Consider the following 20,073-nt stretch of genomic DNA (forward strand, 5'->3'; position numbering starts at 1 on the left):
AACCAAAAAAATTTTTATAACTCTAAGGAGGATATATTCCTATGGCAAACCAAAATTCTTCAAATCAATTAGTAGTACCAGGAGCAACAGCTGCAATCGACCAAATGAAGTACGAAATCGCTCAAGAATTTGGTGTACAATTAGGAGCAGATTCTACGGCTCGTGCTAACGGTTCTGTTGGTGGCGAAATTACAAAACGTCTAGTTGCAATGGCTGAGCAAAGCCTTGGCGGATTCCACAAATAAATATATATGGCAAAAAGGTCTCAAGGCATATGCCTTGAGACCTTCCTTAATTTATTGCAACATTTGTAAAAACTTCTTCGTACGTTCTTCTTTTGGATTTGTAAATACTTCTTCTGGTGTACCTTGTTCGACAACGACACCGCCATCCATGAAAATAACGCGGTTCGCAATTTGATGTGCAAAACGCATTTCGTGCGTCACAATGACCATCGTCATACCTTCTTTAGCAAGTTCTTTCATTACTTTCAGAACTTCTTGAACGAGTTCAGGATCAAGTGCTGACGTCGGCTCATCAAATAGTAACACTTCCGGCTCCATCGCAAGCGCGCGAGCAATTCCAACGCGCTGTTGTTGTCCGCCTGATAGTTGGAACGGATATAAGTCTACTTTATCCGCAAGACCAACTTTTTCAAGGAAATAGTTTGCTTTTTTCTTCGCTTCTTCTTTCCCCATCTTTTTCACTGTAACGAGCCCTTCCATTACATTTTGAAGTGCTGTTAAATGCGGGAATAGATTATGGTGCTGGAATACCATACCTGTTTGCGTACGAAGATTGACAATATCTTTCTTCGTTACTTTTTGAGAGAAGTTAAGCTCTTTATTACCGATACGAATATGACCAGCGTTTGGCGTTTCTAACACGTTAAGACAACGTAAGAATGTCGTTTTACCAGATCCAGACGGCCCGATAATAACAACAACTTCGCCCTTCTCAACTGTTAAATCTATATGCTTTAGTACGGTATTATCTCCGAAACTTTTTTGTAAGTGCTGAATTGAAATCATAAAAACAAAAACTCCTTTTGTAAAAGGATTATTTTAATGTGTAGCGTTCTGAACGCTTTTCTAACATCTGTTGTACGATTGATAATAAGAAACAAATAACCCAATAAATAAGACCTGCTTCGAAATAAACAATTAAAAATTCGTAGTTCATTGCCGCAATTTCCTGCGCCTTTCGGAACATTTCTGTTACTAAAATTAACGATGCTAATGAAGTATCCTTCACTAAGCTAATAAATGTATTCGAAAGCGGCGGGATTGATACGCGCGTTGCTTGCGGTAAAATAACACGTTTTAATGCTTGTGGGTATGTCATCCCAATTGTATAAGCAGCTTCCCACTGCCCTTTCGGAATCGAAAGGATAGAAGCACGAATAATTTCAGATGCATACGCACCGACATTTAATGAAAATCCAATAACTGCTGCTGTATATGGCTCAACCTCAACATTAAGAGTTGGAAGACCATAGAAAATAATAAATAACTGTACAAGAAGTGGCGTTCCGCGAATGATAGATACATAGATACGAGCAATCCATTGTAAAATACGACTACCTGAAATACGTGCAAGCGCCGTTAACGTCGCAAGTATAAGACCGATAATAAATGTAATAAGCGTTAATGGAATTGTCGTAAAAACAGCTTCCTTCAGCATAGGCATGAAGGAAGACTGCATAATATCCATCCAAGTAGACAATCGATCTGAAACCAATGCACTACTTAGATACATTTTCACCGAACCATTTTTTCGTTATTTTGTCATACGTACCATCTTTTTTCATATCTTCTAACGCTTTATCTACTTCTTGTACAAGCTTAGTGCTACCTTTACGGAATAAAAATCCACTTTCTGAAGCTTCTTTTTCTGTATCTACAATTTTAATTTTCGCATCTTTTTTCGTTTCTAAATAGTTTAACACTGATAATTTATCATTAATTGTAAAATCAACGCGTCCTGAAGCTAATAATTCTGCCGCTTGGCTAAATCCTTCTACACCAACGATTTCCGCACCATTTTTCTTAGCAATATCTGCATAGTTACTTGTTAAAGATTGTGCTCCTTTTAATCCTTTTACATCAGCAAATGTAGCAGGTTTATCTTTATCTTTTGCAATAACTAATGCCGCTGAAGATGAGACATACGGTTTAGAGAAGTCATATTTCTTTTGACGGTCTTCACGAATACCAACTTCGTTTGCAACCATATCGAAACGTTTTGCATCTAAACCAGCAAGTAAGCTATCCCATTGTGTTTCTTTAAATACAGGTTTTACTCCTAAACGTTTTGCAACTTCTTCTGCTAATTCAACGTCAAATCCAGTTAATTTATTACTTGAATCGTGGAACGTAAATGGTGGATATGTACCTTCTGTACCAATTACAAGTTCACCGCTTTGTTTAATCTTTTGTAACGCGTCTTGACTAGCTGTATCTTTTTTCTCTTCTTTACCGCAGCCCGCTACAATCCCGATTGCTAATGTAGTTACTGCAAGTACTGAAAATAATTTTTTCATGATGATAATCCTCCAAGTATTCTGATAGGAATTTAAAAACTATATTGATTGTATGCAATCTTGAACAATTTTTCAATGAAAATGTTCTTATTTAGTTTATCCTTTTTCTTCATAATCAAACAAAAGGGAAAAATAACGCCACATACAAAAAATAAGTAACATTTTTTAATATAGCATTTATTGTACGAAAGGTAAAATAATACTTCTTATTTAACTGCCCTGATTCATTAAAAAAAGAACTTGTGAAAATCACAAGTTCTCCGCCATACATATTAAGCGCTCTGGTTCCCTTCCATTTGCGTTTTGTACATATCGTAATAACGCCCGCGCTTTTTCATTAGTTCATCATGAGAACCTTTTTCTAAAATCGTCCCTCTATCAAGCACGATAATTTGATCTGCGCTTTTAATCGTTGAAAGTCGGTGAGCGATAATAAATGTCGTTCTTCCTTTTTTCACAACTTCTAACGCTTGTTGAATCATCGCTTCCGTCTCTGTATCAATACTAGACGTCGCTTCATCTAAAATTAAAATGGCTGGATCAAATGCAAGTGCTCTAGCAAACGATATAAGCTGACGTTCTCCGGTTGAAAGTTTACTTCCTTTCTCCGTAATTTCTTCATTTATATTGTTCGCAAATCTTTCAGCACCAACATCACGCAACGCTTTTACAATGCGCTCTTTTGAAATGTTTTCATTTTCTAAACTTACATTAGATGCTACTGTTCCGCTAAATAAAAACGGATCTTGCAGTACAATTCCCATATGTTCACGAGTTGCTTGTTTCGGCATCTCTTTTACATCATGACCATCAATCGTAAGCTTTCCTTTTTCAAACTCGTAAAACTGAAAAAGTACATTCATAATGGAACTTTTTCCTGATCCAGTATGACCGACAAGTGCTACCGTCTCGCCTTGTTTCGCTTCAAAAGAAATATTTTTTAACACTTCATCTTTTCCATTATAAGAAAACGACACATTATCAAACTTTACATTTCCTTGTAAGCGAGGCATACGTTCTTCTTCTACTGTTTCTCCTTTTTCCTCTAACAATTCAAAAACACGCTCTGATGCAACACGCGATTGTTCCAAGTTAGCAAGCTGATTCACCATATTTGTAATCGGTGAGAACAATCGTGTTAAATAATCAACGAACGCATACAGTATCCCTAGAGAAATGACGCCTGTAGCACTTAATGAAGCACCACCGAAATACCAAATCACACCTGTGAAAGCGATATTCCTTAATACAGACACTAAATTATGAGAAGTTGCTGCATTTAAATTCAAAATTTTATTTTGATACTTAAAATAATCACCATTTAATTCTTCAAACTCTTTTTTCGTTTCACGCTCTTGACGAAACGCCTGAATAATTGGCATCCCTTGAATGGATTCATTCACTGTTCCGTTAATATCAGATAAACGCGAACGCATTTTATGATTGTATACAGACGCATACTTTCTATAAAGAATGGCCCAAACGATTAAAATCGGGATAATAAGTAAACATAACGTCGCCAATTTTACATCAAGTAAAAATAGCGCGGCAAATATCCCAATAATATAGATGATACTTGAAACGAATGTCGCAAGTACCGTTACGTATAGATCACGAATGGCTTCTGTATCATTCGTTACACGCGATACAATTTTCCCTGCTGGTAAATGATCAAAATAACGAATCGGCAACGTTTGAATATGAGAAAAGACATCTTCCCTCATAATTTGAATAATTTTGTTCGCCGCCTTCTGTAAGAAAAACTGCTTTCCGTATGCAAACAAGGATACGACTACTAATAAAGCGAAGTATCCACCACCAAGTAATAATAGACGGCTTATTTCTGGTTTATAAAACGCAAACACTTCTTCTTTCGTCAATGCTTTCGCTTTATACACTTGCACCGCCTTACCGTTTTGAACGGTAATCATATCACCTTTTACAGTCCGTGACCCTTCCAGATTTACTTTATTCGGTACAAAGTAATATTGAAAACCGACCTGCATCACGCGTACTTCTTTTCCTTTTTTCTCACCTTCCTGGAAGCGATCGCTTCGCTTATAAAAGGCGCCATTATACGAAACAGCCTCTTCACTCTTTTCTGTTTCATACCAAGGCTTCTCTATTCCGACGATATGATCGTCAATCATCGTTTTCGCGACGAAAGGACCCGCAAGCTCTGCGATGACGAAAATAAATAACATTAGCATCGCTGCAAAAATCGTCCCTTTCACCTTCATCGCATATTGAAACAATCGTTTTGAAACGCTCATATTTTCACCCCACTATCCGCACTTTCACTTTCCCCTTGTTGTCTTTCAAACTGCTCAGCATACCAGCCTCCACTCTTAACAAGCTGATCATGTGTACCTTCTTCTATTACTTGCCCGTCATCCATAACGAGAATCCAATCCGCATGTTGAACTGCAGATAAACGATGCGTCGTAATAATCGTCGTCTTTCCGCTTCTTTCTGTTCTTATATTGTCAATGATCGCTGCTTCCGTACGAGCATCAACAGCCGATAAAGAATCGTCCAAAATTAAAATTTCTGGATTTTGAATGACAGCTCGCGCAATCGAGATCCTTTGTTTTTGTCCTCCTGATAAAGAAACACCTTTTTCTCCAACAAGCGTTTCTAACCCTTCTGGTAAAAACTCTAAATCCTTTTTAAACGCCGCGATTTCAATCGCTTTCTCGAGTTCTTCTTCCGTCGCTTCCCTATTTCCAAATAAAATATTTTCTCTCGCTGTTTTTGAGAATAAAATATGTTCCTGCGGTACATATCCAATCCAGCCGAGTACATTTTCATTTGTCATTTTATCTAACGTCACATCAGAGACTGCAATATCCCCCTCTCCAAGTGGATATTGACGAAGAAGCTGACGGACAAGCGTCGTCTTTCCGCTTCCTGTTTTCCCGACAACACCAAGCGTTTCTCCTTGTTTTAACGTAAACGAAACCTTCTTTAAATTTGTTTCAGTTGATGAAGGATATGAAAAGGTAACATCATCAAACTGAATATAATCCGGCTCTTGTACAAGCTTTGGATGTTTCGGATCCTTTACATCTGGTTCATAAGCTAACGTTTCATTTACACGGTCTAATGAAGCATTTCCTCTTTGCATAACATTGATTAATTCGCCAATTGCGAACATCGGCCAAATCATCATCCCTAAATACACGTTAAATGAAACGAGTTCCCCAAGCGTCACCTTTGATTGAAATACAAGATATGCACCGTACACTAAACCAATTAAATAACTAAGACCAACAAGCATTTTCACAGTTGGTTGGAATAGTGCATCGATTCTTGCTACCTTCATATTCTTTTCGTAGACGTCATCTCCTAAATGATGAAATCTTTCCTGATCTGCGTTCTCTTGTACATACGCGCGAATAACGCGCACACCAGCGATCGATTCTAATACTTTATCGTTCATGTCACCGAATGCATCTTGCGCAACTGTAAATCTTTCATGCAATTTCTTTCCATATATATTCATCGCATATGCCATAATCGGAAGCGGTATAAGTGCCGCAAATGTAAGCTCCCAACTAATTGTAAATCCCATCATAAAGACAATCGTAAGCATATATAAACTCGAATCCACGAGCGTTAATATACCGAAACCAGCTGTCATAGCGATTGCTTTTAAATCATTTGTCGCTCTCGCCATTAAATCGCCAGTACGATTTTTTTGGTAAAAAGTCGGCGTCATTTTAAGTAAATGGCCCATAAATTTAGAGCGCATCGTTTTCTCAAGTACGAATGCACCGCCAAACAATTGATGCTGCCAAACGAAAGTGAGACCATATCCAACGATCGTGACCCCTATTAAAATAAGAATAGACTGTATAATAGCTTCGTTTGATAACGTTCCTGTTTTTATATTATCAATCGTAACCCCGAGTACTTTCGGGGGAATAACTTCAACTATATTTACAATTAAAAGTGCACCAATGGCGATACTATATCTCTTCCAATGTTCTTTAAAAAACCATCTTAACTTTAGTAATACTGAAAACAATATAACCTCTCCCTTCTCATTCTCGTTTACCTCTCGTTTCTTTATCCACTATCCAGACCCATCACATTTACATTTCGTAACCCATACAATCTCATCACATTTTTCCACCTTCCAAAATTTTATTTAGTAACATGGAAAATAAACAAAAAAAAGCATACCGCCGCTTGACGATATGCACAAAAATGCATAAAAAGCGTACGTTACGATATACGCAACGTACGCTTTTTATAAGACAAAGATGCCCTATATATCCGTACGGGTTGCGTAATGATATGAATGTTTTCTGCCATTTAACAGAGCTAAGCCCATTACATTTACGATTACAATCATTACGCACACCCCCTTCATTTATTTTCCATTTATAATCTTACAACTTTATTGAGTATTCTGTCAATTATTTTTTTACAGACTGAACGAAAATATACGCTACATCATTTTGAAATAAGGGAATGTTCTGTAAGAAAGGGCATACAAAATAAAAAAGAAATAAGAAATCGTTTTCACAAACATTTCATTTGAAAAATGTTATCAAACCCCCTACAATCACCTTATACTCACTCTTACAAGTTGCTATTTTAGGAGGACTAATCATGACAACTAGCAATACGTACAAATTTTATTTAAACGGAGAATGGAGAGAAAGCTCTTCAGGAGAAACAATCGAAATTCCATCTCCATACTTACACGAAGTAATTGGACAAGTACAAGCAATTACTCGCGGAGAAGTAGATGAAGCAATTGCATCTGCAAAAGAAGCTCAAAAATCATGGGCGGAAGCTTCTCTACAAGATCGCGCAAAATACTTATATAAATGGGCTGATGAGCTCGTAAATATGCAAGATGAAATTGCCGATATCATTATGAAAGAAGTCGGTAAAGGATATAAAGATGCTAAGAAAGAAGTTGTTCGTACAGCTGACTTCATTCGTTACACAATCGAAGAAGCTTTACATATGCACGGAGAAAGCATGATGGGCGATAGCTTCCCGGGCGGTACAAAATCTAAACTTGCGATTATCCAACGTGCACCACTTGGTGTTGTATTAGCAATCGCACCGTTTAACTACCCAGTAAACTTATCTGCTGCAAAACTTGCGCCAGCATTAATTATGGGTAACGCTGTTATTTTCAAACCAGCAACTCAAGGTGCAATTAGCGGTATTAAAATGGTGGAAGCACTTCATAAAGCTGGCCTTCCAAAAGGTCTTGTGAATGTAGCGACAGGACGCGGTTCTGTAATTGGTGACTACTTAGTAGAACACGAAGGCATCAATATGGTATCGTTCACAGGTGGTACAAACACAGGTAAACATTTAGCGAAAAAAGCTGCAATGATTCCACTTGTATTAGAACTTGGTGGTAAAGACCCTGGTATCGTTCGTGAAGATGCTGACTTACAAGATGCTGCAAACCATATCGTAAGCGGTGCATTTTCTTACTCTGGTCAACGTTGTACAGCTATTAAGCGTGTACTTGTACACGAAAACGTAGCAGACGAGCTTGTTGGCTTATTAAAAGCGCAAGTAGCTGAACTCTCAGTTGGATCTCCAGAACAAGACAGCACAATCGTTCCATTAATCGACGATAAATCTGCTGACTTCGTTCAAGGTTTAGTTGACGACGCTGTGGAAAAAGGTGCTACGATTGTTATCGGTAACAAACGTGAGCGTAACTTAATTTACCCAACATTAATCGACCACGTAACTGAAGAAATGAAAGTTGCTTGGGAAGAGCCATTTGGCCCAATCCTTCCAATCATCCGTGTTTCTTCAGATGAGCAAGCAATTGAAATTGCTAACAAATCAGAGTTCGGTCTGCAAGCAAGTGTCTTCACTAAAGACATTAACAAAGCATTTGCAATTGCTAACAAAATCGAAACTGGTTCTGTTCAAATTAACGGACGCACAGAGCGCGGTCCTGACCACTTCCCATTCATCGGTGTAAAAGGTTCAGGTATGGGCGCACAAGGTATTCGTAAGAGCCTTGAGTCTATGACACGTGAAAAAGTAACTGTATTAAACTTAGTTTAATCTTATACAAAGAAGCTGATCTAATTTTAGATCAGCTTCTTTTTTATATAGATACTTCCTAAAAACGGAGTATTTCGTTCTACTTTCGATTTGGTTTTCCAAATCGAACTAAAACATGCCATAATAATTTTAATTCCTGAAGCACTTCTTCATAAGTTCCACGATCACTCCAAGATAATGGATTGCGTTTCAAATCCGCTACAGCAGAACCGATTATATTTGCATCGATACAATGATTCCGTGCAATGCGTCTTGCTAAAGATGGCATTTTTGAACCTCTAAAATCCATAGGAACGTCGTCTACCATAAGTACAAAACCTGTGTGCCAATACAAATCAATAGCATACTTCAGGCAAATTTCTTCTAAAGTTCTTCCTACATCCGTACCTTTAAATGAAGGATCTACAACAAGAGCTTCCACGTCTTCTTTAAGAGAAATATCTCCATGAACCTGTGCTTCAATATAATGATTAAGGTTACGGGCTGACTCTTTGTTTACTACATCTATAAACGGCCTTTCCAGGTTAGCCAGTAAATGATTAACTAATCTTGTTGGAGTCAAATTCCCTTCACCAATTGCACACTCTCTTACGAATGTCTCTTCCAAAAGAGCAGCTAGAATCATATCAAACTCCTCATAAGTCCCCTTTTCTTTTGGATCTTGATGCGAATCTAAATACGTATATGTAGAGCGATAAGAAACTTTTGGAGATAAGAGAAAATAACAGGATCCAAAACGCGGAGCCGGCCCATCTGGATGTAACATCAAATTTAGCGCCCCATACTTTGGCGTTGATCATTCGTTACACCTTCAAGTTGATATGCTCCTCCAAATATTCTCTGTTCCCAAAGGTCACGTTCACCGCCAGGATAAGCAGATACGCTTCCGTTAGATAGCAATGTTTCAAACTGACTTTTATATATTCCTTGTTCAAACAATGCTTCAGCAACACTTTTCATACTCGAATCGAGTCTGTCTGGATGAAAGTGTAAAGCAATCCTTGCATGAGATTTCAAGTTAGCGACAGCTTCTTCAAATATTTCATCTGTAATATTACACATGTTAAGTATATGATTAATTGTTGCTTTAGCCTCACGTTTTTCGTTCTCTGCATATTTTGAAATATACTCTAAAGCAAATAATTGAGACCTTGATAATTCCATAATCCAATCTCCCCTTTAATTGAACTGCCCTTAAACACTTCAATTAAAAGCTTATTCTTTCCTTCTTATGAAACGAACCTCATTTATTAAAAAAGTAATTTAATACATCCTAATTATACATACGCGCATTTTTCATCGGCAAATGTACACGTTCCACAAAAATTTGATACCCTAACCACCTCTCAGCAATATGTTCAAATGATGAAACAGAGCCTGTTGTAAAAAATCGATGCTCCGGATTCAAATTGTCAGACAGAATTCCTTTGTGCTGCAAAATTGTGCTTAACTCTATCGCTGTTTCTTCCGCAGAACTAATAATCGTTACATCTTCTCCTAGTTCCTTTTTAATATAGGACTCTAAAAGTGGATAATGCGTACATCCGAGAATTAGCGTATCTATATCTTCTTTCGTTAATAGCAGTAAAGCTTGTTTCACTTGCTCGGTTACATATGCTGTATGTTCTAATTGATTTTCTACAACTGTAGCTAAAGTCGGGCACGCATGACTATGCACTTTCAAATATGTATCAAGCTCATGCAATGCTTTTTCGTACATATTAGATTTTATCGTACCTACAGTTCCAATTACTCCGATTTCCCCTTTCTTTGTCACTTTAATTGCCGCTCTTGCTCCTGGATGTATAACGCCAATAACCGGAATAGAAAGTGCTTCTTGCAGCGCGGTCAATGCAGCCGCTGCAGCAGTATTACATGCTACAACTAGAGCTTTTAATGGAAACTGTTTGAGGAACTCAACCATTTCAAATACGAAAGATTGTACCTCTTCTACACTTCTTGGCCCATACGGACAACGCTCATTATCACCAATATAATAAATGCTCTCTTTAGGCAATTGTCTTATAATTTCGCTCGCAACTGTTAATCCCCCAACTCCCGAATCTAACACACCTATTACTGAATGTTTATGACATACAGACATATACTTCATCCCCTTTTCAATCATCTAGCGCTAATAACATTTATTATATTATGAAAATTCAATATTACATAATAATCCCTCTTACTTTTAATCACAAACTCTTCTCTATAATCTGATTATTACTATATCCATTGACGTATAAAAATTCATTTGTTACTCTTAAATACGTTAAATTAATATTTAAATCCTCATTCGTATCTCGGTGAGGTAGAGGTTGCAGTCATTAAGAGTATCATTTCAGGAGATGTAGTGGCATTGATGAACGAATGAGAAAGGAATGATTGCCGAAGTAAGCCCGTGTCCACCATGCACGCTTGCTGGGTCTGCTATTTAATAAGTGCAGAACTGTCACAAACGTTTCGTTTGTGGAGAGCTATCGAGAGGTATGTCGTGGGTTTCTTATAAGATAGAAAGCATGTAGCGGCAAATTACGTGCTTTTTTTGTTTTGTTTGGGACTTCTCTTCCTGACTCAGGAAGACATACATATCTCCTCGCTTGACTTGGTTATACTAACTTTGGAGGTATTTTCTATGCAACAAAAAAAATGGGGCTTTTGGGTACTAACAGCTTTCGTTGTCGGTAACATGGTTGGTGCTGGTATTTTCATGGTGCCAAGTACGTTGGCACAAACAGCAAGCCCTCTCGGTGTCACTTTAGCTTGGTTAACAACAGGGTTTGGTGTTTTAATGCTAGCTCTTGTTTTCGGTAATTTAGCAATTCGTCGTCCTGATTTAACGACAGGACCACAAAGTCATGCATATGCTTTATTCTCAACACCAAAAAAGAAAAAAATGGCTGGTTTCAGTATGGTATGGGGATATTGGGTTGCAAACTGGGCAAGTAACGTTGCCATCATTACATCATTTGCGGGATATTTATCGCTCTTCTTCCCAATTATGAAAGATACACGACTACTATTTTCAATCGGTTCTTTTAATGTAGAAGTCGGAAAACTAATTACATTTACGATTTGTTCCATCTTACTTTGGGGAACTCATATTATATTAACAAACGGTGTAAGCGGAGCTGGAAAGTTAAACTTCTTAGCAACAACAACGAAAGTAACTGGATTCCTATTATTCATCGTCGTTACGTTATTTGCATTCGAAGCTTCTAAGTTTGGACAATGGTACACACCGATGATCGATAAATCAGGTGTATCACACGGCCTTCTTTCACAAGTAAACTTAGCTGCTCTTACGACGCTTTGGGCATTTATAGGAATTGAATCAGCGGTTCTTTTATCAAACCGTGCTGTTTCTCCAAAAACGGTAAAACGCGCAACAGTTGCTGGATTACTTATTACAGTTGCGATTTACTTAGGAATTACAATTTTAACAATGGGTGTACTTCACATTGATAAATTACAAACTTCTGAACGTCCTTTAGCAGACGCACTAAATGCTGCAATGGGTCATGGCGGCGGGAAACTGATGGCATTACTTGCTCTTACTTCCCTGTTCGGTTCTATCTTAGGCTGGATTTTATTAAGCTCAGAAGTACCATATCAAGCAGCAAAAGAAGGCTTCTTCCCTTCCTTCTTCACAAAAACAAATAAAAAAGGAAGTCCAATTTACTCATTACGATTAACAAATATTATGTCGCAAGTGTTCTTATTCTCAACATTATCAGGAACCATTGCGGAAGCTTATACATTCGTTATTACCGTATCAACACTGGCCTACCTCATTCCATATCTCGTTTCACCAATCTTCCAGTTAAAACTAGTCGCAACTGGTGAAACGTATAAAAATGAAATGCGGGCAAGAATTACAGATGGTATAGTCGCAGTGATTGCACTTTGCTACGCACTATGGGTTATTAAAACAGGAGCAGCCGATATAAAAACATTCCTTCTCGGAATTGGTTTATTCGTAATCGGCTTTGCCTTCTATCCATTAATGAATCGTGATCAGAAAAAAAATAACGAAAAGAAAAACGGGCAAGTTGCATAACGCAATTTGCTCGTTTTTTCTTTTGTAAAACATATATAATAGAACAAAGAGGTGAAAAACATGTCAATTGAATCACTATGGAGCAGCCGCTTCCAACAACATATGCAAAATATCATTACATACTTTGCACGTATGATTAACGGTTTACTATATAGCTTTATCTTTATTTCATGTGTTGGTGCATACTACTATGCTCAGTTTCTAAAAGCATCTCCTTCTAAAGGAATATCTTTACTACTCATCACGATTGTACTTACATTCATTATAACGAGATGCCCGATCCGTACATTTATTCAAAAACCTGATGCTGTCTATTTGCTTGCCTTAGAAGAGAAATTAACATCTTATTTCAAAAAATCTCTTCTATACAATTATATCATTCAGCTTTTCCCATTATTATTTACGTTCCTTATTCTCGTTCCACTTGCGCTGCAATCATTGCAAGTAACTGTACCTTTCTTATGTACAATCTTTATCGTTTTAATGATTGCGAAAGCTTGGAATATGTACATACATTGGATGTGGCGTGATAGTCATGAAAAAAGCATCTGGCTTATCATTCGTATTACTTGTAACGCACTCATTATTTACATGCTGTTTTACTCAGCAAACATTCTCATATTAGGGGGATTACTTTTACTGCTTGCTTTCCTGCTTCTATATACGAAAAAGCAGCCTACAAAACGAGTACCGTGGGATTACATAATCGTGCAAGAAGAAAAAATGAACGTTCGTTTTTATCAATTTGCTAGCATATTCACCGATGTTCCGCAACTAAATAAGCAAGTAAATAAAAGAAAATGGCTTACAACTTGGATTGAACCTTTATTACATAAAAAACGAGCAACTTTCTTCTATTTACATACACTAGCTTTTTTACGCGGGAATGATTATTTTGGTATATATATTCGTTTAGGGCTAATTGGTGCCTTCGCCTTATATTTTATACCAAACATATACGCAAAAGGCGCTATCGCATATATCGTTCTATATATGATCTCTATGCAGCTCCGTTCCCTATGGAAATATTTTTCGGGAAATATTATTGTAGCATTATATCCAATTGATACTGAGAAACGAATGAATCAATTTCTTCACTTAATCTTTATATTGCTAAGCATTCAACTCATTGTATTTTCAATTGTTATACTCATTGCTACAGGTCAATTTTTACATAGCCTTATCATTATGATTATCGGGTTACTTTGGATCAAATTTATTATTGTACCAAAAACGAAGCAACGCGTTTCCTCGTTTTAACGAAAAGAATTATCTTAAAAGCTAAGGAGAGAATAAATTCTCTCCTTAGCTTTTTTATTTTTCCTTCTCAAACAAGAATCACCGGCACAATCGATATTTTTATGATTTTTACATAAAAAAATGATAATACATGTTTACGTCCTAATAAAAAGGGTATGTACTAAATTAACAAGGGAAACGAACTGGGGGGATTAGAAATTTAAAAGGAAATAGACAATACGACGAATTGCTCAAAGACGATTCTGGAACCGACAATATAATGTAAGGAGCGAATGAGAATGAGTAAAAAAATTGCTACTTTAATAACAGATTATTTCGAGGACACAGAATATACAGAGCCAGCAGAAGCTTTTAAACAAAAGGGATATGAATTAACAACTATTGAAACTGAAAAAGGGAAAACGGTACACGGTAAACAAGGAAAAACTGAAGTCGTAATTGATAAAGGTATCGATGATGTTTCTCCAGAGAACTTTGATGCCCTCTTCATACCAGGCGGATTTTCCCCAGATATACTTCGTGCAGATGAACGGTTTGTTCGCTTTAGCAAAGCATTTATGGATACGAAAAAACCTGTTTTTGCTATATGTCATGGACCTCAGCTACTTATCACTGCACAAACACTTGAAGGACGTGATGTAACTGGATATACATCTATTGAAGTCGATTTGAAAAATGCTGGCGGAAACTTTCACGACAAAGAAGTAGTCGTATGCCAAAATCAGCTAGTAACAAGTAGACAACCGGAGGATATCCCAGCGTTTATTGAAGAATCGTTGCGTATATTAGGATAGCTACTTTGGTTAACTAACCTCCTTTTATTTACATGAAAATAATTAATCAGCCCTCACCAACTGGTCGTTTACAGGAAATCCGACCTCCACAAATAGCGGGATACATAAAAAGAAGGGAATCCAAAAGTTCAGTTTTAATAATCTTTTGGATACCTCCTTTTTTCGTCCCAAAATTTCTAATCACTTTTCATAGGCAGTTCTCATATAGTGAAAATGACTATATCATTCCTATCCATAAGTTAAATCATGCTTTTACACATATATAAATACAAAAGATGGGAGCCTTATTTATGAATAACAATCCACCTTCAACGCCCCCAAATCCAACGGAAACGAATACTAATGAAGTAACCTTACAAACGTTACGTGTCATCGGACTTATTGTACTGATTAGTGGCTACATATTAGTCACTCTTTCTGAAGTAGGAACGTTAAAAAATCTTTTACTACAACCGAGCACCACTCCAAATTTAGCTGAAGTTGATCCGTTTTAAAAGCCATATGAAAAGCGATTTCTAGCATCGCTTTTCATATCGTTTTATCCAATTTGAGAAACCTCCCCCTCATACTTCTCTTTCCCTATCGCTTTCATAAATAATAAAATACTGCTCATACCAACGATAAAGTACAGAGCACTCATGCCCCAAGATGCAAGAAATGAACCTAGCATAACACCTAATGCCCCGTTCATTTTTGCCATTTGAAAGACCATTCCGTTAATCGCCATATATGAACCTCTCGCCTCATTTGGCACCATATCTGCCATAATAGATTGACGCACTGGCACATACATCATCTCGCCTACCGTTTGGAAAAGTCCTGCAATTAATAAAATCCATAAACTATTGCTCGTTCCGAGTATTGTAAATCCAATTGTATAAATGAATAAACCTACATATAAGATTTTCAAATCGTTGAAGCTTTTCAACATTTTAATAAGAAGCGCCGAACATAACACAACTAAAATTGTATTCTCTGCTGAAATCCAGCTCATCATTCGAATACCTGTTAAATCAAACGTAACACCATTCCCAAAGAAAAAGTGCACCGTATCAAATTCCTGCTGCAAACGTACCCCTAAATAATTATTAACTTGAAACTCTAACGATAACGTACATATACTTGCTGCACAAAAAATTAAAAACGCTCTATCTTTCATTACGACTTTATAACTATCTGCCATATCTTTTAATACATTTTTCTTTTCTACTGTTTTTCTAGCTACATACACCTCTTCCATATATACAGCCATCACATATAAAGTAATAATTGCAACTACTGTTAATACGATAAACAATTGTAATCTATAGTTTTCAAATAGTAGCCCTCCAAATATCGCTCCAATCGCAATGGATAAATTAATTGCCCAGTAGTTAATACTGTACATCACTTTTCGATTCTCAGGTGTACTCACATCAATTAACATCGCCTCTGTCGCAGGATTCATAAGTCCAGATCCTAAACTATTCACTAGCATAAAGATAAATGTTAACCAAGGTGAATCTACATAATCCGAATTCGCAACTCCCATACAAGCAATGGAAATGACTTGTATACTTTGACCGATAATCATCACCTTTTTACGACCAAGCCGGTCTCCAACATATCCACCGTATAAACCAATTACTAACGAAGCTATGACATTAATAAGTAGTAACGCACCAGCAATCGCACTACCTAACTTTATTGAAAAATAAATCGCCATAAATGGAAAAATCATCGTGGACACAGTACGTGTTAAAAACGAAGTTATAATTCTAATCTTTATATTTCGATGCATACTCCAAAATCCCATTGTTTCCCCCTCCTTATGCTTATTTATTTTACTTTGAAAAAAAGGAAGAAAAAGGTTAGAATATTCTAAAGAGTTTCCCCTTTTATGATAGAAGGAAGTGTATATATGAAAATTATGGACTATTACATTAGACTAAGACTACATGCACAAGATCAACAGCATATGCGAAATAGCTTACAAGAATTAGCGGATGCTTTATATTGCAGTACGAAAAACGTAAAGATTTTATTAAAGAAAATGAGCGAGGAGCAATTAATTAGCTGGACTCCAGGGCGAGGCCGCGGGAATAAAACGGAAATTCTATTTATACATAATTTCGTAGAAGCGATTGAGTCCTATACAGATGAACTGTTAGCGCAAGAAAAATTAAAAGATATCTTTCTTCTTTTAAAAGAACCCCTACCCCTTGCACTTCAAAAAAAGATAGAAAATAAACTACATCATCATTTTGGATACGAACCTTCAAATGATATGTACGACATATTAAAGATTCCTATATCGAGAAAGATATTCCCCTTAGATCCAGCTTTTGTGGCTGTAACTACAGAAAGCCATCTTACAAGTCAAATTTTTGATACGTTAGTCGTTTATAACGATGTTACGGAAAAAATGGAGCCACACATTGCGCATACGTGGGAATTAAGTGAAGACGGGCTGACGTGGACTTTTTATTTACGAAAGGACATTCATTTTCATAACGAAACAGTTTTAACTTCTAAAGATGTACAATTTTCATTTGAAAGACTAAAAGAAGTTCACTCTCCTTTTGAATGGTTAACAGAAGAAATTGTTCAAATTGAAACGCCATCACCACTGCAAATTCGATTTCATTTAGCAAAACCAAATTTATTTTTCTTACACTATGTAAGTTCCATACAATTAGCAATTTTACCGCGTGATGTGAGTATCCAAAATCATCATTACATAGGTACTGGACCTTTCAAACTTGCTCATTACTCTGAAGATAATATCGTGCTCGAAGCGTTCACTCATTATTTTAAAGAGCGCGCTTTATTAGACCGTATTGAATTTTGGGGTATTCCTGATCATGTACAAATCGATGCTGATTATGAACTACCAAATGAAGAGAAAAATGAAAGACACAATATACAAATAGAAGAAATAGGTTGTATTTATGCTGGCTTCAACTTTACAAAACCTGGTCCTCATCACGACATTTACTTTCGAAAGGCTTGGAGAGAACTATATGACGTTGAAACGATACTTCGTAGCATAGAAGGCAGACGGACAATTGCTGCATCAAGCTTTTTCCCTGAAAGAAGCCGCAAAAGTCCTACAAGGTCCTACTCTTTAAAAAAAGCGAAAGAGTATTTAAAGAAGAGCACCTATAATGGAGAAACGATACACATTTATTTCTTCGCATTTAAAGATAGTGCAAATGATGCATATTTCCTAAAAGAACGATGTGAAAGTTTAGGTATACAAGTAGAGCTTCACCCCTTTCTCGTTTCAGATTATATGAACCGTTCTATCGATCAACATGCCGATATTATTTTCATGGGAGAAGTATTTGCTGCCGATCATGAACTTGCATTCTTAAATGTATTTAAAAATAAAAGTTGCTTCGTAAATCGGTTCATGGACCCGCACTATGAAAAACAAATTAACTGCTTACTTGATACCTTTTTATTAGAAGAAAATAAAGAGAAGCGCTATGAGCTCATGTATGAGATCGAAGAATTTTTACAAACAGAACAAATCATTTTATTTAATTATCACGTTTTAAAAAGAAAAACATATCCTTCTGCTTTAAAAAATGTAACAATTGATTCATTCGGCTGGGCAAATTTTGCGAAGTTATGGATACAGCCATCTACGTATTAAAGTATGAGTTTTTATAAAAGGAGAAGGTACTACATCCTTAGTAGTACCTTCTTCACATACAAGTATAAACTATTATTTAATTACTCCATCTAAATGATCTTTCAAGTTCAATAAATACTGCTCAATATCCGGATTCTTCACCACATCATAACAAGCAAAGCTCTTTAACGGGCTCATACCAAGAAACTTCTGCACGCGGTGTAAATGACTAAGCGTTGATTCTAGACTTTCCCCTTCAAAGAACTTCGTCTTATCTCCAAAAGAATTTTCAGGTGCATTCCAAGTTGTAGAGAACATATACTCTTTCTCTGTTAATAAACCACCTGTTCCATATTCATCTGCACCTTTAAAGAACAAACCGTATTCATACACTTCATCCATATACGTTTTAAATAAGCCCGGTACACTAAACCAATAAATTGGCGTTTGATAAATCACCACATCAGCCCATAAAAACTTCTCTTGTTCTTCTTTAATACTATAGCCATCTTGAATCGTTGTTGTTTTCACATGATGCTTCTCACTTAATACCGTTACCATATAATCAACTAACGTTTTATTTAATCGTCCTTCTTTCGTACCGTATTTTTCATGTCCATTTATAATAAATATATTTTTCATCACTTTTCTCTCCCCTATATAATTTACTCCTCAGCTATTAACCCAAGTTGTTGTTTCAGCGTAAGATTATCTTCTAAATGCCAGTCTTCTGTAATCTTTCCGTCTTTTACATGTAAAATATCAATTGCAAAAAAATCGATTTTTTTATCGTTATGCGTTCCTGTAAAAGAAAGACGAGCTGTTACTTTATCACCAACGACTAATAAATCTTCAATTTCGCAATGTATATTAGGAACGATTTTACGAAAATTTTGCGCCGCAAATTTTAATCCTTCCGTGCCTTGTGGTCGCCCTTTCGGCAATGTATGATCGAAAAAATTTTCAGTAACAGTCTGCGGAATAAGCTCCTCTTTACCTGTATCCCAAAATGCATAAAAACGCTGCGCTGCATGAACCATTTCGGTCGCCTCCTTTTGACTTAATGAGGGATCAATTGTCATCGCTTTTGGCTTTGGCATTTCTTTTAATAACTGGACTTCCGTTTTTTCTTCCACGCCGCATGCTACAAGTACAATACAAACAACAAACAAACTAAGGAATCTAAACAACTTTTTTATCCCCATGAAAATCACCTCCTCCTCATCTAAACCCTTTGTATTTCGTATTGCTATTGTATATGCACTAACTTCCTTTATGGAAGTAGTGATATTTTTTTCATATAGTTACCAAAAGTATAGTTATGTGATACTATAAAGAAAATTCAGCCAAAAAAATTTTATGGAGGCTAGTTCCATGAACAATATAGATTCAGTTGAATTAACGAAAGGTTTACCTGGCATACCTTGTCCTATCGCTAAAACGCTTGATGTAATTCGTACGAAATGGACATTTTTAATCATTCGTGATCTTCTTATCGAAGGAACATTACGCTTTAGTGATTTACAAAAATCAATGGATGGTATTAGTCCAAAAACATTATCGCTTCGACTAAAAGAATTAGAGTCTCAAGGCATTATAACGAGAAAAGTATATCCAGAAGTTCCGCCTCGTGTAGAGTACACATTAACGGATAAAGGAAAGCAATTAGAGGGGATATTTATTGAATTAAAACGGTTTGGATTAAGCTTATAAAACAAAAACCCCTTACCGTCGTAAG

17 protein-coding genes, 1 pseudogene and 1 riboswitch are annotated in these 20,073 nt (G+C 36.5%); of the genes and pseudogenes, 8 read left to right on the plus strand and 10 right to left on the minus strand.

The features are described from left to right. Positions 1 to 41 precede the first annotated feature (41 nt). Entirely contained in the window at positions 42 to 245 is a 204-nt protein-coding gene (gene sasP, locus MR079_RS02610) for a small acid-soluble spore protein, SasP family (RefSeq protein WP_000013338.1), read from the plus strand. A gap of 51 nt (positions 246 to 296) precedes the next feature. Here sasP and MR079_RS02615 read toward each other — a convergent pair whose 3' ends face one another. The 5 genes from MR079_RS02615 to MR079_RS02635 form a co-directional block, all read right to left on the minus strand. Further along, positions 297 to 1,031 carry an amino acid ABC transporter ATP-binding protein gene (locus tag MR079_RS02615; RefSeq protein WP_000623602.1) on the minus strand — a complete coding sequence of 245 codons (735 nt, stop codon included), beginning with the start codon at positions 1,029 to 1,031 and terminating at the stop codon, positions 297 to 299. Positions 1,032 to 1,059: 28 nt separating this feature from the next. Next, on the minus strand, positions 1,060 to 1,758 hold the full coding sequence (locus MR079_RS02620; RefSeq protein WP_016716575.1) for an amino acid ABC transporter permease: 699 nt from the start codon (positions 1,756 to 1,758) through the stop codon (positions 1,060 to 1,062). Then, positions 1,745 to 2,542 carry an amino acid ABC transporter substrate-binding protein gene (locus tag MR079_RS02625; RefSeq protein WP_000732846.1) on the minus strand — a complete coding sequence of 266 codons (798 nt, stop codon included), beginning with the start codon at positions 2,540 to 2,542 and terminating at the stop codon, positions 1,745 to 1,747. Before MR079_RS02625 ends, MR079_RS02620 begins: the two co-directional genes overlap by 14 nt. Positions 2,543 to 2,814: 272 nt before the next feature. Then, positions 2,815 to 4,815 carry an ABC transporter ATP-binding protein gene (locus tag MR079_RS02630; RefSeq protein WP_242293453.1) on the minus strand — a complete coding sequence of 667 codons (2,001 nt, stop codon included), beginning with the start codon at positions 4,813 to 4,815 and terminating at the stop codon, positions 2,815 to 2,817. Continuing rightward, entirely contained in the window at positions 4,812 to 6,572 is a 1,761-nt protein-coding gene (locus tag MR079_RS02635) for an ABC transporter ATP-binding protein (protein WP_139868962.1), read from the minus strand. The genes MR079_RS02630 and MR079_RS02635 overlap by 4 nt, the downstream gene beginning before the upstream one ends. Positions 6,573 to 7,162: 590 nt before the next feature. Between MR079_RS02635 and gapN the strand changes: the two genes are divergently transcribed. After that, positions 7,163 to 8,602 carry an NADP-dependent glyceraldehyde-3-phosphate dehydrogenase gene (gene gapN, locus MR079_RS02640; RefSeq protein ID WP_000213622.1) on the plus strand — a complete coding sequence of 480 codons (1,440 nt, stop codon included), beginning with the start codon at positions 7,163 to 7,165 and terminating at the stop codon, positions 8,600 to 8,602. Positions 8,603 to 8,681: 79 nt separating this feature from the next. Here the strand turns inward: gapN and MR079_RS02645 are convergent. Both MR079_RS02645 and racE read right to left on the minus strand, forming a co-directional pair. Continuing rightward, positions 8,682 to 9,766 (minus strand): annotated as a pseudogene (locus MR079_RS02645) (DUF3626 domain-containing protein). A gap of 109 nt (positions 9,767 to 9,875) precedes the next feature. Further along, positions 9,876 to 10,706, minus strand: coding sequence for a glutamate racemase (gene racE / locus MR079_RS02650; protein WP_242293454.1), 831 nt, complete (start codon positions 10,704 to 10,706; stop codon positions 9,876 to 9,878). A 200-nt stretch (positions 10,707 to 10,906) separates the two neighbouring features. Continuing rightward, positions 10,907 to 11,090: riboswitch (Lysine riboswitch) on the plus strand. Between the two features lie 147 nt (positions 11,091 to 11,237). Between racE and MR079_RS02655 the strand changes: the two genes are divergently transcribed. From MR079_RS02655 to MR079_RS02670, 4 genes are all read left to right on the plus strand, one after another. After that, positions 11,238 to 12,662 carry an amino acid permease gene (locus MR079_RS02655; protein ID WP_001186313.1) on the plus strand — a complete coding sequence of 475 codons (1,425 nt, stop codon included), beginning with the start codon at positions 11,238 to 11,240 and terminating at the stop codon, positions 12,660 to 12,662. A gap of 60 nt (positions 12,663 to 12,722) precedes the next feature. Beyond that, on the plus strand, positions 12,723 to 13,922 hold the full coding sequence (locus tag MR079_RS02660) for an ABC transporter permease (protein ID WP_242293455.1): 1,200 nt from the start codon (positions 12,723 to 12,725) through the stop codon (positions 13,920 to 13,922). Between the two features lie 278 nt (positions 13,923 to 14,200). After that, positions 14,201 to 14,716, plus strand: a complete 516-nt coding sequence (locus tag MR079_RS02665) for a type 1 glutamine amidotransferase domain-containing protein (RefSeq protein WP_139868967.1) — start codon at positions 14,201 to 14,203, stop codon at positions 14,714 to 14,716. 290 nt (positions 14,717 to 15,006) lie between these two features. Further along, positions 15,007 to 15,210, plus strand: a complete 204-nt coding sequence (locus MR079_RS02670) for a hypothetical protein (protein WP_001063869.1) — start codon at positions 15,007 to 15,009, stop codon at positions 15,208 to 15,210. Positions 15,211 to 15,254: 44 nt separating this feature from the next. Here MR079_RS02670 and MR079_RS02675 read toward each other — a convergent pair whose 3' ends face one another. Continuing rightward, complete coding sequence (locus MR079_RS02675) at positions 15,255 to 16,511, minus strand: MDR family MFS transporter (protein ID WP_139868968.1); 1,257 nt, start codon at positions 16,509 to 16,511, stop codon at positions 15,255 to 15,257. Between the two features lie 84 nt (positions 16,512 to 16,595). Here MR079_RS02675 and MR079_RS02680 point away from each other — a divergent pair, with 84 nt between their 5' ends. Beyond that, positions 16,596 to 18,356 (plus strand): SgrR family transcriptional regulator, encoded by a 1,761-nt coding sequence (locus tag MR079_RS02680; protein WP_242293456.1) that lies wholly within the window; start codon positions 16,596 to 16,598, stop codon positions 18,354 to 18,356. Between the two features lie 72 nt (positions 18,357 to 18,428). Here MR079_RS02680 and MR079_RS02685 read toward each other — a convergent pair whose 3' ends face one another. After that, positions 18,429 to 18,977 (minus strand): NAD(P)H-dependent oxidoreductase, encoded by a 549-nt coding sequence (locus MR079_RS02685; RefSeq protein ID WP_011040036.1) that lies wholly within the window; start codon positions 18,975 to 18,977, stop codon positions 18,429 to 18,431. 23 nt (positions 18,978 to 19,000) lie between these two features. After that, a complete protein-coding gene (locus MR079_RS02690) occupies positions 19,001 to 19,540 on the minus strand; it encodes an ester cyclase (RefSeq protein ID WP_000511567.1) in 540 nt (179 codons plus the stop codon). Between the two features lie 169 nt (positions 19,541 to 19,709). Here MR079_RS02690 and MR079_RS02695 point away from each other — a divergent pair, with 169 nt between their 5' ends. Beyond that, positions 19,710 to 20,048 carry a winged helix-turn-helix transcriptional regulator gene (locus tag MR079_RS02695; protein ID WP_001059476.1) on the plus strand — a complete coding sequence of 113 codons (339 nt, stop codon included), beginning with the start codon at positions 19,710 to 19,712 and terminating at the stop codon, positions 20,046 to 20,048. Positions 20,049 to 20,073 lie beyond the last annotated feature (25 nt).

Origin of the sequence: Bacillus cereus group sp. BfR-BA-01381, from assembly GCF_022663555.1 — a bacterium.
In the GTDB taxonomy this organism is placed as follows: domain Bacteria; phylum Bacillota; class Bacilli; order Bacillales; family Bacillaceae_G; genus Bacillus_A; species Bacillus_A pacificus.

What these genes read in the sequence shown, in the direction of transcription:
- sasP (WP_000013338.1), top strand. Translation starts at nt 42, where the DNA reads ATGGCAAACCAAAATTCTTCAAATCAATTAGTAGTACCAGGAGCAACA.
- MR079_RS02615 (WP_000623602.1), bottom strand. Translation starts at nt 1,031, where the DNA reads ATGATTTCAATTCAGCACTTACAAAAAAGTTTCGGAGATAATACCGTA.
- MR079_RS02620 (WP_016716575.1), bottom strand. Translation starts at nt 1,758, where the DNA reads ATGTATCTAAGTAGTGCATTGGTTTCAGATCGATTGTCTACTTGGATG.
- MR079_RS02625 (WP_000732846.1), bottom strand. Translation starts at nt 2,542, where the DNA reads ATGAAAAAATTATTTTCAGTACTTGCAGTAACTACATTAGCAATCGGG.
- MR079_RS02630 (WP_242293453.1), bottom strand. Translation starts at nt 4,815, where the DNA reads ATGAGCGTTTCAAAACGATTGTTTCAATATGCGATGAAGGTGAAAGGG.
- gapN (WP_000213622.1), top strand. Translation starts at nt 7,163, where the DNA reads ATGACAACTAGCAATACGTACAAATTTTATTTAAACGGAGAATGGAGA.
- racE (WP_242293454.1), bottom strand. Translation starts at nt 10,706, where the DNA reads ATGTCTGTATGTCATAAACATTCAGTAATAGGTGTGTTAGATTCGGGA.
- MR079_RS02655 (WP_001186313.1), top strand. Translation starts at nt 11,238, where the DNA reads ATGCAACAAAAAAAATGGGGCTTTTGGGTACTAACAGCTTTCGTTGTC.
- MR079_RS02660 (WP_242293455.1), top strand. Translation starts at nt 12,723, where the DNA reads ATGTCAATTGAATCACTATGGAGCAGCCGCTTCCAACAACATATGCAA.
- MR079_RS02665 (WP_139868967.1), top strand. Translation starts at nt 14,201, where the DNA reads ATGAGTAAAAAAATTGCTACTTTAATAACAGATTATTTCGAGGACACA.
- MR079_RS02670 (WP_001063869.1), top strand. Translation starts at nt 15,007, where the DNA reads ATGAATAACAATCCACCTTCAACGCCCCCAAATCCAACGGAAACGAAT.
- MR079_RS02675 (WP_139868968.1), bottom strand. Translation starts at nt 16,511, where the DNA reads ATGGGATTTTGGAGTATGCATCGAAATATAAAGATTAGAATTATAACT.
- MR079_RS02680 (WP_242293456.1), top strand. Translation starts at nt 16,596, where the DNA reads ATGATAGAAGGAAGTGTATATATGAAAATTATGGACTATTACATTAGA.
- MR079_RS02685 (WP_011040036.1), bottom strand. Translation starts at nt 18,977, where the DNA reads ATGAAAAATATATTTATTATAAATGGACATGAAAAATACGGTACGAAA.
- MR079_RS02690 (WP_000511567.1), bottom strand. Translation starts at nt 19,540, where the DNA reads ATGGGGATAAAAAAGTTGTTTAGATTCCTTAGTTTGTTTGTTGTTTGT.
- MR079_RS02695 (WP_001059476.1), top strand. Translation starts at nt 19,710, where the DNA reads ATGAACAATATAGATTCAGTTGAATTAACGAAAGGTTTACCTGGCATA.